Source organism: Xanthomonas euroxanthea, from assembly GCF_900476395.1.
GTDB lineage: Bacteria > Pseudomonadota > Gammaproteobacteria > Xanthomonadales > Xanthomonadaceae > Xanthomonas > Xanthomonas euroxanthea.
Genome location: NZ_UIHB01000001.1, coordinates 1,406,110 through 1,417,882 on the forward strand (window position 1 = coordinate 1,406,110; position 11,773 = coordinate 1,417,882).

Genomic DNA, 11,773 nt, shown 5'->3' on the forward strand with positions numbered 1-11,773 from the left:
GCATCACCTCCTGTCGCAGCGACAGTCTTCCTCGCGCCCCTCTGTCCTTTTGCCTGAGAGTTTAAGAGCGCGGCATGGCGCTGGGCCTGCCTGCGTTCCGTGCCCCTTCGGCGCCGGCATCGGCCGGTCTCTCCAGAGTTGTACTGCGGATGGTATCGGGCCTGAGCGATTACGGGCTGTTGCGCCTTCGGCAGCGGCAGTGCCGCTTCTCCCACCGTGTTGCCGGCCGATTATAGCCTGCGTGCGCAGCGGCGGGCGCGTCCGCCAGGGCGGGGGCACGCCCCATGCACTCGGGCCTGCTTAACCTTGCAACGGCGAGCGCCTATCATCGACGCCCTTGTGCCCATCCCGACGCGCCCCCCCCAGGCCAGCGTCGGCGTGCGTCCCCCGGTGCACCACGTTTCGGATCCCTGCATGCCCCCCACCACGCCTTCCACCCGTCGCATGGCGCTGCTGCTCGCCGGGCTGGCGATGTTTGGTCCGTTTTCCATCGACACCATCTTTCCGGCGTTCTCGCGGCTCAGCCGCAGCCTGGCGGTGGACGAGGTGGCGATCCAGCAGACCATCAGCGTCTATCTGCTCGCCTACGGGCTGATGAGCATCGCGCACGGCCCGCTGTCCGATGCCTGGGGCCGCAAGCGGGTGATCCTGGGCGGGCTGGTGCTGTTCATCGCCGGCTCGGTGGGCTGCGCGCTGTCGCAGGATCTGCCCACCCTGCTGGCGTTCCGCGCGTTGCAGGGCCTGTCGGCCGGGGTCGGCATGATCGTCGGGCGGGCGGTGATCCGCGACCTGTTCCAGGGCCCGGACGCGCAACGGCTGATGAGCCAGGTGTCGATGATCTTCGGCATCGCCCCGGCGATCGCGCCGATCATCGGCGGCTGGATCCTGCTCAGCGGTGCCGGCTGGCCGCTGATCTTCTGGTTTCTGGTGGCGTTCGGGCTGGTGTTGCTGGTCGCCACGCTGACCTGGCTGCCGGAGACCCACCCGGTGGAGGCGCGCACGCCGCTGCAGCTCAAGCGCCTGCTGCACGACTACGTGCGGATCGGCTTCAACCCGCGCTTCCAGCGCCTGGCCGCGGCCGGTGCGTTCAACTTCGCCGGCATCTTCCTGTACATCGCCTCGGCGCCGGTGCTGATCATGCGCCACCTGCACCTGGGCGAAGGCGACTTCGCCTGGCTGTTCATTCCCACCATCGGCGGCATGACGCTGGGCTCGTTCCTGTCCGGGCGCATGGCCGGCAGCATGGACCCGGTGCGGCAGATCCGCATCGGCTTCATCTGCTGCGGCGTGGCGGCGCTGGCGAACCTGGGCTACACCATGACAGCAGCGCAGATCGCCCTGCCATGGGCGGTGCTGCCGATCTTCCTGGCCGGTGTGGGCATGGCGCTGATCTTCCCGATCCTGGCGCTGGCAGTGCTGGATATGTACCCGCACCAGCGCGGCCTGGCGTCCTCGCTGCAGGCCTTCACCCAGTTGATGACCAATACGCTGGTGGCCGGGGTGCTGTCGCCGCTGCTGAGTGAACACCCGCGCCACCTGGCGATCGGCATGACCGGTTTTTTCCTGCTGGGCTGGCTATTCTGGCGCTGGGAGCGCCGCAGCGGCCGCCGTCTACGCCGCCGCCAGGCCGAAGAGGCCGTGCCTCTGGAGCCGGCCGACCATCTCTGACCTCACAGGAGCCTGCATGTCCACCGATTCCAAGCTGCGCCGCGACGCCCGCAAGCGCGCCGCCGAGCGCCTGCGCAACCAGGCCGCCGCCAATCCCGCGCCGGTTTCGCCGATCGAGCCGCATGCCGAACTGCGCGACCAGCAGCGCACGCTCCTGGCCGGCATCGTCCGCCGCGACGGCGAATGGGTGCTCGGCATGGACGGCCGCATCGCCGGCGAGAGCACCAGTGCCGCCCAGGTGCTGGCCCTGATCATGCGCGCGGCCGAGTTGCACGAACGCCAGGGCACGCCGGTACGGCTGACCTACTCGGACACGCTCAAGGATGCGGCGCATGCCGAGGCCGCTGCCGACGGCAGGGATTTCGAGGCGTTCCGGATCGAGTTCGCGCAGAAGCTGGTGCCCGCGCGTCCCAACTGAGGCCATACACGCAGCGGTGTCGGCGAAGCCGATTCCGACCACTGCCCATTCCGCGTGGATGGGCAGTGGTCGGGCTGAACTGCACCAGCGCCTGGCTGCGGATCAGCCAGTGCGCCGGATCAGCGCGCCGGTGCCTGTCGCTGCAGGTCCTGCTGCTGCGTCTGTTCCTGCGCGGCGGCGTTGCGATCCTGCTCGGCGCCCAGCGCCTGCGCGCGCTGCAGACTGTGGTCCACCGGCGTCTGCTGCGCGGCCTGCGCATCGAATGGTCCGCGCAGGTGGGCCGGCGAATCCAGCGCCCCCTGGACCACGAAGCCCTGTGCCGGGTCGCGCCCCAGCACCACGTGATCCACGCGCTGCAGCCCATGCTCGCGCGCGGCCACCAGCGCTCCGGCTGCCAGGCGCTCGCTGTCCGCATCGGGCACGCGGCCACGCGCGGCCTCCAGCTGCTCCACCGCTGCGGTGCATTGGTTCAGCAGCGCATGGTCCGGATTGGCCGGATGGCGCGCATCCGAGGCGGCGGTCGCCGTCGCTGCCTGGCGCGGAAGGACCTCGGCATCGATGCGCTGCAACTGGCCGTCGTATGTCCCATCGGCACCGTCGGCGATGCGCTGCAGCCGCTCGACGAATGGATACGGCGTGCCGCCCACATTGCGGGCCATCGCGATCGCAAAGCGTTCGGGTGACTGCGGCGCGGCGCTGCGGTCGCCGACCAGCGAGCTCAGCGAGCTGCCGCCGATCCTGCTGGCCTCGACGCTGGCCTGGGTCTGCTCCATCAGCGCCTGCATCTGCGCCTCGTTGAAGGCCAGCGTTGTCTTCTGCCCTGGCGCGATCGCACCGGTGCCCGCCATCTCGCCGCTCAGCGCGCTGTTGAGATTCTGCGCGATCGCCTTTTCCTCGCTGGCCTCGTTGCGCCCGCCCAGGCGTTGCAGCAGCCCCGGCGTTGCAACGTCGCCATCGATCTCGAAGCGGTAGCTGCGGTCCTGCACGCGTTCGGTGTCGTTGCCGTCGTACTGGCGCACGATCGTCAGCGGCACGTTGTCTCCGTATTGCAGCTGTTGCGCCACCGTGTAGCCGTCCTGGTCCGGTGTGCTGATGCGCACCTGGCTGCCCTGGTTGCGGTTGCCGGCCACATCGGCGCTGAGCGGGCCCAATTCCAGCTGCAGCCGCTGCTGCGAGCTGAAGTTGATGCGCTCCAGCGTCTGTTGTTCGTCGACGCCGGGCACGCCTGGTGCCAGCGTGCCCTCGCGCACGAACTGGCCCATGGCCGCGACCGCACGCGGATCGGCCAGGTCGAACTGCGCACTCTCCACCCGCGACTGGCCCAGGGAGTCGGCGCGCCCGAGCAGGGCCTGCGCCGGTCCCACCTTCAGGCCAGCCGCGTTCACCGCCTCGATGGCTGCGTTGGGTCCGGTCACCACCCGCACGTGGCGCTCGTCCACACGCTCGATCAGGTAGCTGCGGCCGCTGGCTTCGGTGATCTCGCTCTGCATGCTGAGGTGTTGCAGGCTCGCCGAGGAATCGCGCTGGGTGTAGGTCTGCGTGTCCATCACCGCACGCGCGCCGATCGGAAGGCTCTCCGGCTGTAGCGGATTGACGCGCGTGGCAGCCTCTGCAGGCTGGTCGGCACCGGGCAGCGTCAGTGCGTAGCGCATGCGCTGCCCGCCACTGACACCAGCTTCGATGTTCAATTTGCCGTCGCCGAGCTTGGTCTGCAGGCTTTGCTGCTGGCCGGTACGCGCGTCGGCCTCCAGATTGAAGGTGGTGGTCTTCGCGTCGGCATCGCTGAGCTTGCCCAGGCCCAGCGAGGTGCTGGTCTGCAGGCTGTTCTCGCCCAGTGGCCGGGCCTGGCTGCCGTTGCCCTGCTCACTGGTATGGGAATACTTGACCGACTGATCTTCGGGGTTGAGCTCCACGGTGCTGCTGCCCAGTTCCACCGAATAGTCGCTGTTCTTGCTGCTGTAGGTCGGGTCGAACGCGCGGTCGTTCGCGTCGTCGATGAGCTGCTTGTTGGTGTCCGCGTCGCGCGGGTCCGGGCCGGTGGAGGCGTTGTTCATTGGATGCATCCTGCATGCTGCGCCGGTGCAGCGGGCGCGCAGTATATCGCCGGCGTTTTTGGCATTTATCAAATCAATGTTATGCGGCGGCCAGGGCGACGGCCGCCGCATGCCGCAGGGAAAGCGGCGCGTCAGTGAATCGCGGCAGGTGGCGGCGCGTTGCCGGCGGCAGCGGGCGCGGTCGCCTGCCAGCCGCACAATTTCCCCTGGTTCTGCTGCTTCAACCACTCGTTCATCGGTGCGAAATATTCCAGCATCGGGCCGGCATCCAGGCGCTCGTTGCCGGTAAGTTCCTTCAGCGTGGTCTGCCAGGGTTGGCTGGCGCCACGTTGCAGCATCGACCAGAACTTCTGCCCGGCGTCCTTGTTGCCGTAGAAGCTGCACTCGTACAACGGGCCTTGATGGCCTGCGGCTTCGCACAGGCCCTTGTAGAACTGGAACTGCAGGATATGCGCCAGAAAATAGCGCGTGTACGGCGTGTTGCCCGGCACGTGGTACTTGGCGCCGGCATCGAAGAACTCCTCGCCGCGCGGGGTCACCGGCGCCACGCCCTGGTATTTGGCTTTCAGCTCCCACCAGGCCTGGTTGTAGTGCTCGGGGGTGATCGAGCCATCGAATACGCCCCAGCGCCAGCGGTCGATCATCAAACCGAATGGCAGGAAGGCAACCTTGCTCAGCGCCATGCGCATCTGCGAATTGATCAGCGCCTCGCGGCCGGCCTGTTGTTCGCCCACCATGCCGATCGACTGCAGATACCTGGGCGTCATCGCCAGCACGATGGTGTCGCCGATCGCTTCGTGGAAGCCATCGTTGGCACCGTTCTGGAACAGCGGCGGCAGCGGGTTATAGGCCAGGTCGTAATAGATGTGGCCGAGCTCGTGGTAGATGGTGGTGAAATCCTCTTCGGTTGGCTTGATGCACATCTTGGTGCGCACGTCCGCGCCGATGTTCTGGTTTGGCTCGCCGCCCATGTTCATGTCCCACGCGCTGGCATGGCAGACCACGTCGCGGTCCAGGGGCTTGATGAACTGCGACCGTTGCCAATAGGTGTCGGGAAGCTTGGGCATGCCGAGCGAGGTGTAGAAGTCCTGCGCACGCTCGGTCATCTGTTTTGCGGTGCGCAGTTGCGCTTCACGTTCGGCCTGGAAGCGGGCGCCGCTGCCGCCTTCGGTGCCCGTGGTGCGTGCCAGCACCGCACTCAGGTTGCCCTGGTATTGTTTTTCCAGCGCGGCGGTGATGTCCAGATCGCCGGCACCTGGATACGGCTGCAGCAGGTCCCACAGATTGCTCCAGTCCTGCTGCCACATATTGCCCATCAGATGTGCGGGCAACATGCCGCCGGCAAGCTCGCCCTTGTCCTTGCCGTATTGCGTATCGAGCTTGCCGCGCGCATAGCACTGCAGTTGTGCGTACAGCGGTTTGACCTGCTCCCAGAGACGGTCGGTTTCGCTGGCCAGTTGCGCCGGCGGCATGTCATAGCCGCTGCGCCATAGCACGCCGACATCGGCAAAGCCCAGTCCGCGCGCGCCCTCGTTGGCGAGCTCGACAAATCGCTGGTAGTCCTTGCGCATCGGGATTGCGGTGCCATGCCAGCCCTGCCAGGCATCCAGTTGCTCTGCGTAATCGCGGCTGCTGGCCAGCACCTGCTCCAGCTCGCCGAGCTGGCGGCAGCGGCGTTGCTCGCCATCGCCCACGCAATAACTGCCCGCGCCGTAGTCGCCTTCCATCTTGGCGGCGATCCGGGTGAGCTCCGCCAGCTTGGCTGGGTCGCGTGGCGCGGGCAGGGCGCTCATCAGTTTCAGCAGTTGCAATGCACGCGCGCTGTCGGCCGACATCGGGGTACCTGCGTACTGCTTGGATTGTTCGATCCAGCGGTCCAGCTGCGCCAGCGAGCGCTCGTTGGCCTTGGCGGCCAGCAACTGGGAATCGCCATTGATGTAGGTCGAAGACAACCACTGCGCGGCAGTGACTTCCGGGTACGCGGCCTTGTACTCGGCGCTGATGCGAGCAACAAACTGGTCGGCGCTTTCCTGCGGCGCGGTTTTGGCCGCAGCGGGCCTGGCGGGTTCTGCCGTATCCCGACGGCAGGCCGACAACGACAGCGTGCCGGCGGCCACGGCCAGCGCCAGCCACAACAAACGAGGGTTCACGGGTGGTCCTTGCGGTGAAGTCCGACGCAGGCTAGAACGCAGCGCGATCTACCGCAAGCACTGTCACTGCGCACGCGACGCGGACGTCTGCAGGTGCATATCTGCTGATCAGGGGAGACGAAGGTACCGCGACGATGTGTGGCAAGGACCCGTCGAGATGGTCGGTGCGCATGGTTTTCAACAACGCAACTGTCTGGTGCGGTGAGGGCACCGCGCCCTCGGACTGCGGGTTTGCTGCAGGGCCCTTGCCCACCCACCATCGCAGGACACGCCGCAAGTACGTCCGTGTAGGCTCTGGCGCGGCATCCATGCCGCTCAAGGTCCCGCGACGGTGAGCGGGCAAGGACCCGTCGAGATGGTCGGTGTGCATGGTTTTCAGTAAAACAATCAGCACACTGTCTGGTGCGGTGAGGGCACCGCGCCCTCGACGCTGTGAGTTTGCCGCAGGGTCCTTGCCCGCCCACCATCGCAGGACACGCCGCAAGTACGTCCGTGTAGGCTCTGGCGCGGCATCCATGCCGCTCAAGGTCCCGCGACGGCGGGCAGGCAAGGGCCAGTCGAGATGGTCGGTGTGCATGGTTTTCAGTAAAACAATCAGCACACCGTCTCGTGCGGTGTCCTCGCCGATTGCGGGACCGTGTGGCGGCATGGATGCCGCCACCGAGCCCCCAGGGACGGGTTCACGGCGTGTCCCGCGAGCGGTGAGGACGCCGCGCCCTCTACTGACTAAGCTTTTGACTCAAGCATTTGATCGCACTTAAACGATGCCAGTGTTCTAAGTCCCGATTGCTTTGGATGTCGTGCTTTAAGCCTGGATAGCATGGATAGATTAGTTGTATGGCGGCTGATCTGCGACTTGGCTGCAGGGCCCTTGCCCGCCCACCATCGCGGGACACGCTGCAAGTACGTCCATGTAAGCTCTTACGCGGCATCCATGCCGCGTAAGGTCCCGCGACGGTGAGCGGGCAAGGACCCGTCGAGATGGTCGGTGCGCATGGAAGAGTAGTGCCGGATGCGCCCTGTTCGATCATGACGTATTGGCTCCATGTCTGAGGGGCGCCGCGCACTCGATAACCAAGTTCGGATTACCCAGTCGCGTTTATCCCGTGCATTGCGCAAACAGATCGCGCTCGCGTGCATAGGCGCTGGTCTTGACCTGCATCAGCCCGAGCACCGATGGGAACAGCGCGTCCTGGTCGGTGTATTGGCCGGCACGGTGGCGCAGGCAGGTTTCGCCCAGGCCGCGGTCGCGTGCGAACTCCGGCGAGAACCACATCACCATTGGGACATGAGTCTGCTCCTTGGGCGCGATCGCGTACGGCACACCGTGCAGGTAGAGGCCTTTTTCGCCCAGCGATTCGCCGTGATCGGAGAGGTAGATCATCGCGGTGTCGTAATCCTGCAACCCGCGCAGTGCGTGGATGGCCTGGTTGAGGAAGTGATCGGTGTAGGCGATGGAATTATCGTAGGCGTTGACGATGTCCTGGCGGCTGCAACTGCCCAGGTCGGCGGTCTTGCACACCGGCTTGAAGCGCTCGAACCGTGCCGGGTAGCGCTCGAAATAACTCGGTCCGTGGCTGCCGAGTTGATGCAGTACCACCACGCGGTCGCCGGGCTTTGCCCGCACTTGTGCAGCCAGATCGCTCAGCAGGATCTCGTCCATGCAACGGCCGTCGGCGCACAGCCCTGGCGTGGTGGCATCGTCCAGCTTCTGGATCTCCAGTCCGTCGCAGACGCCCTTGCAGCCGGATTGGTTATCGCGCCACAGCGTGGAAATGCCGGCGTGTTCGAGCACATGCAGCAGCGACTGGTGGCTGCGGATCATGTCCTCGTTGTAATCGCGGCGGCCGAATGGCGAAAACATGCACGGCACCGAGACCTCGGTGCTGGTGCCGCACGAATGCATGTCGGGGAAATTGATCACCCCGGCCTGCGCCAGCTCGGGCGTGGTCTGGCGCGCATAGCCGTTGAGGCCCCAGTTCTGCGCACGCGCGGTTTCGCCTAGTACCACCAGCAGCAGGCGCGGACGGCTTCCCGGTGCGCGTGGCGTGGCCATGGCATCGTGCTCGACCGGTTGCCTGGGCGCGTGCTTGATTGGCGAATCGGACTTGAGGTTCTGCCGCAGCGCCACGATGTAATTGATCGGCGTGGCCAGGTAACGCACCTCGCGGTGATTGCGCATCAACGCGGAGACGTCTTGCGAGGACAGCATCGCGCCGGCCGCGCCAACCACTGCCACCACCAGCAGAAAGCCGGCGCGGGTTGCCAGCGATCTGCCGATGCTGCGCGCGTGCAGGCGAATGCGCCACAACAGCGTGGTCGGAATCAGGAAGTAGCACAGCAGCGGCAGGATCAAGCCGGGCGTGAGCAGCTCGCGCGATTCCTTATGGTCGGTATGCAGCACGTTGCGCAGCATGTCCGCATCCAGATAGACGTTGTAGCTGTCCATGTAGTGCGCAGCCAGCGCTGTGGTGAACAGCAGCAGCGTCAGCAGTGGCTTGGCGTTCCAACGCCAGACCAGCAGACCCAGCAATAACGCATGCACGGCCACCAGCAGCGCCATCAACGAGATGGCAAACCCGAGGCTGCCCGGATGCGTGGCCATGGCCGTATGCCAGAACAGCTGATTGCATACCAGTGCAAAGAACACGCTCGACAGCAGCACCAGCGTCTCGGTCGAAACCGTGGGGCGCGTTGTCCAGGTCAGTGCGCGCAGGCGCTTGCGCCCACGCGATTGCGGTAGATAGGTGCTCATGCTGCATCCCCCGATTGCAACACCACTTCATTGGCGCGATGCGGTCGAGCCAGCATCCCCCAGTACAGTGCAAGTGCGGTTCCCCAACACACCGCCAGCGACCACAGGTCGTGCGACAGGAAATGCGCGCCGCGCAGTTGCTGCGCAATCCCGAACAACAGCCCTGCCGCGATGCCCAGCCACAATGCAGGAACACGCCATGCAGGACGCAGTGCCAGCGCACAGAAATACAACGCCACCCACGCATAACCGGCACTGGCGTGACCTGCGGGAAAACAACCGGACGCGGCAATGCCATGGCGCGATTCGAACAGCCCGATCATCGGCTGGGTGCCGCCATAACGGCTCAAATCCCAGGGGCAATCCATCGCCGTCCACGACTTGAGCAAGGACACCAGCGAAGTCGACAGTGCGATCGATGTAGCCAGATAGGTCAGCGGCCAGCGCAGCACACGCAGGCGTGGCCGGCACCAGGCGACCAGCGCCAGCACCAGCACGCTGACAGCGGCTGCGGTGCTCAGCCATTTGCCGACGCGGTGAATCACGCCGCTGGTGAACCAGTGGTCCTTGAGCAGCCAATGCCCGCCTTCCAGCCGATACAGCGCATCGGCAATCCACTGGTCGCCACCGGCACTCATCAACAACGCGCTGAGCACCAGCACGCCGGCCAGCGGTAGCCACAGATGCCGAACCAGGAAGCGGGTTTGCGCAGCAGTGGCTGTGCGCGTCAGGGCAGGTGCGTATACGGGAAACGTGGTCATCGAAGCATCGGCCGGTGGTCTATGCCCGGCATCTTCGAAAGCGGCATGTCGGAAAGCGGTCGGACCGAGGTTGCTCGGCTGTTAACACGCTATCCGGCGTTCAGTCTGTCTCGCTGTCGCCGGCACCAGGATCGGTATCGGTATCGGTGTCGGTATCGGCGGCAACGCAGCCGGCATGCCATGCCGTGCCCGGCAGTAACTGCCATTGATTGCGATTGGATTCGCCAACATCGAAACGTTGCGCCGGATCGATGCAGGCCGGTACTGCCTGCTTGAGGACGAACAACCAACGACGCTCGGGGGCGTGTGCAAGCCAGGGGCCTGCCTTGGCCCATTGCTGCTGCCAGCTTGCCTTGAAGCCGAAGTCGGTTACCGCCCGGTCCGCCTGCAGCATGTTCTGTTCGCGCCAGGCCAGCATGCCCAGCTCGGCATCCAGGCCGATGTGCTGCCCCACGCGCTGCATCACCCGCGCAGCAGAGCTGTAGGGATCCAGTGCAGGCATCAAGCCCAGGCCATAGACGATCCATAGCGCGGCGGTCACCACCACCACCGCGGCGCCGGTGCGCTTGCCGCGCGACCAGGCAAGTGCCGCCAGGCCGACCACGCCCAGGCCGATCAACCACACACCGACCGACTGCAGCGAGGCCAACGCCATGCCACGCTTCAATGCAGTGTTTTCCGCCCAGTGCAGATGCAGTGCGATACCGCTGCCCAATGCAAGAGCGGCCAGCGCAAGCAGCAGCAGGTAGCCGGTCAGCAACACGCGGACGCCACGCTTGCGCAGCAGCCCGGCCAGCAGCGGTGCGGCGGCGATGCACAGGGCCGGCAGCATCGGAAAGATGTAGACCTCGCGCTTGCCCGGGCTGGCACTGAAAAACACCAGCACCAGCAGGCTCCAGGCAAGCAGCAACAGATAGCGCGGGTCGCCGCGCCGCAGCCGTCGCCACCACGCCGGCAGCAACCATGGCAACACCAGGCAGCCCGGCAACCACAGCGTGGCGATCACCTGCAGGTAGTACCAGGCCGGTTTGAGGTGATGCCAGGCGTGCGCGTAGCGGGTGCCGGTCTGCTTGAACAACAACTCGTGCGCGTAGGCGTGCAGCGCCGGGTCGTTGCTCTGCCACAACGCGATGCCGAGCGGACCAAGCCATACCGCAGTGCCGGCCAGAAACGCCGGCAGCACCAGCAACCAGCTACGCCCGGCCTGTGCGCGTGCCGGCAGCACGCTCCAGTGCCTGCGCGGCAGCGCCATCCACGGCAGCAACAGCAGCAATGGCAGAAAGCCCACGCCCTTGGTGACCGTGCCCACGCCGGCTGCGAACACCCCCAGCGTCCATGCGCGCCAGTCCGGCCCGCGTAGCAGATGCCGCAGCATTCCCCACAACGACAGCGTGGTCAGCGCGACCAGCACCATGTCGATCTGCGCACGCTTGGCCATCAGGCCGAACTGCAGCACCGCAAACAACGCCAGCACCGCATGACGCGCCACGCGCCGGTCCCATAGGCGCCGCGCGATGTCCCAGGTCAGCCACAAGGTGGCGAGCGCAGCCAGCAGCGAAGGCAGCAGGAAGGCGACGGTCCAGTGCGGCACCAACTCGTAGCTGGCCGCCTGCAACCACATGAACACCGGCGGCTTTTCGGCATACAGGTCGCGGCCGCGATGCGGCAGCAACCACTGGCCGGTCTCGACCATGCTGCGTGCGGCCAGCACAAAGCGCGGCTCATCCGGTGGGTTGGGCTGGCGCAGGCCCAGGCCGGCCAGCAGGCTGACGACGATCAGCACCACGGCGGCAAGCAGTGCGCGCTGGCGGGAAGTGGCGGCGGAGATGGCAGGCGACACGCGCACGCCCCGAGCGGTGGGGCGCCACACTATCCGGCTGGCAGGTCGGAATTTTGTCGGAACCCTCCAGGGCGGCCGTGTTCGGCCAGGCTCGGTTAGGATGCGCACATCGTCCCTACCGGGCCGC

General features: G+C 66.1%; 7 protein-coding genes and 1 riboswitch. Of the genes, 2 read left to right on the forward strand and 5 right to left on the reverse strand.

Annotation, left to right across the window (positions count from 1 at the left end; all coding sequences use genetic code 11):
* Positions 1 to 31 precede the first annotated feature (31 nt).
* A riboswitch (glycine riboswitch) is annotated at positions 32 to 146 on the reverse strand.
* 268 nt (positions 147 to 414) lie between these two features.
* Positions 415 to 1,668 (forward strand): multidrug effflux MFS transporter, encoded by a 1,254-nt coding sequence (locus CPBF1521_RS06215; RefSeq protein WP_115676351.1) that lies wholly within the window; start codon positions 415 to 417, stop codon positions 1,666 to 1,668.
* 16 nt (positions 1,669 to 1,684) lie between these two features.
* Positions 1,685 to 2,086 carry a hypothetical protein gene (locus CPBF1521_RS06220; protein WP_104649754.1) on the forward strand — a complete coding sequence of 134 codons (402 nt, stop codon included), beginning with the start codon at positions 1,685 to 1,687 and terminating at the stop codon, positions 2,084 to 2,086.
* A 119-nt stretch (positions 2,087 to 2,205) separates the two neighbouring features.
* Here CPBF1521_RS06220 and CPBF1521_RS06225 read toward each other — a convergent pair whose 3' ends face one another.
* The 5 genes from CPBF1521_RS06225 to CPBF1521_RS06250 all read right to left on the reverse strand — a co-directional run bounded on the left by CPBF1521_RS06225 (position 2,206) and on the right by CPBF1521_RS06250 (position 11,652).
* Positions 2,206 to 4,140, reverse strand: a complete 1,935-nt coding sequence (locus CPBF1521_RS06225) for an XVIPCD domain-containing protein (protein WP_115676352.1) — start codon at positions 4,138 to 4,140, stop codon at positions 2,206 to 2,208.
* Positions 4,141 to 4,271: 131 nt separating this feature from the next.
* Positions 4,272 to 6,290: a M2 family metallopeptidase gene (locus CPBF1521_RS06230; RefSeq protein WP_115676353.1), complete on the reverse strand. Its 2,019-nt coding sequence runs from the start codon at positions 6,288 to 6,290 to the stop codon at positions 4,272 to 4,274.
* Positions 6,291 to 7,389: 1,099 nt separating this feature from the next.
* Positions 7,390 to 9,045 carry a phosphoethanolamine transferase gene (locus CPBF1521_RS06240; protein ID WP_115676355.1) on the reverse strand — a complete coding sequence of 552 codons (1,656 nt, stop codon included), beginning with the start codon at positions 9,043 to 9,045 and terminating at the stop codon, positions 7,390 to 7,392.
* Positions 9,042 to 9,806 (reverse strand): phosphatase PAP2 family protein, encoded by a 765-nt coding sequence (locus CPBF1521_RS06245; RefSeq protein WP_104650293.1) that lies wholly within the window; start codon positions 9,804 to 9,806, stop codon positions 9,042 to 9,044. The genes CPBF1521_RS06240 and CPBF1521_RS06245 overlap by 4 nt, the downstream gene beginning before the upstream one ends.
* Before the next feature lie 100 nt (positions 9,807 to 9,906).
* Complete coding sequence (locus tag CPBF1521_RS06250) at positions 9,907 to 11,652, reverse strand: ArnT family glycosyltransferase (protein WP_181901110.1); 1,746 nt, start codon at positions 11,650 to 11,652, stop codon at positions 9,907 to 9,909.
* Between the last annotated feature and the right edge of the window lie 121 nt (positions 11,653 to 11,773).

Excerpts from the sequence above, each read along its gene's own strand:
- CPBF1521_RS06215 (WP_115676351.1), top strand. The coding sequence starts at position 415 with ATGCCCCCCACCACGCCTTCCACCCGTCGCATGGCGCTGCTGCTCGCC.
- CPBF1521_RS06220 (WP_104649754.1), top strand. The coding sequence starts at position 1,685 with ATGTCCACCGATTCCAAGCTGCGCCGCGACGCCCGCAAGCGCGCCGCC.
- CPBF1521_RS06225 (WP_115676352.1), bottom strand. The coding sequence starts at position 4,140 with ATGAACAACGCCTCCACCGGCCCGGACCCGCGCGACGCGGACACCAAC.
- CPBF1521_RS06240 (WP_115676355.1), bottom strand. The coding sequence starts at position 9,045 with ATGAGCACCTATCTACCGCAATCGCGTGGGCGCAAGCGCCTGCGCGCA.
- CPBF1521_RS06245 (WP_104650293.1), bottom strand. The coding sequence starts at position 9,806 with ATGACCACGTTTCCCGTATACGCACCTGCCCTGACGCGCACAGCCACT.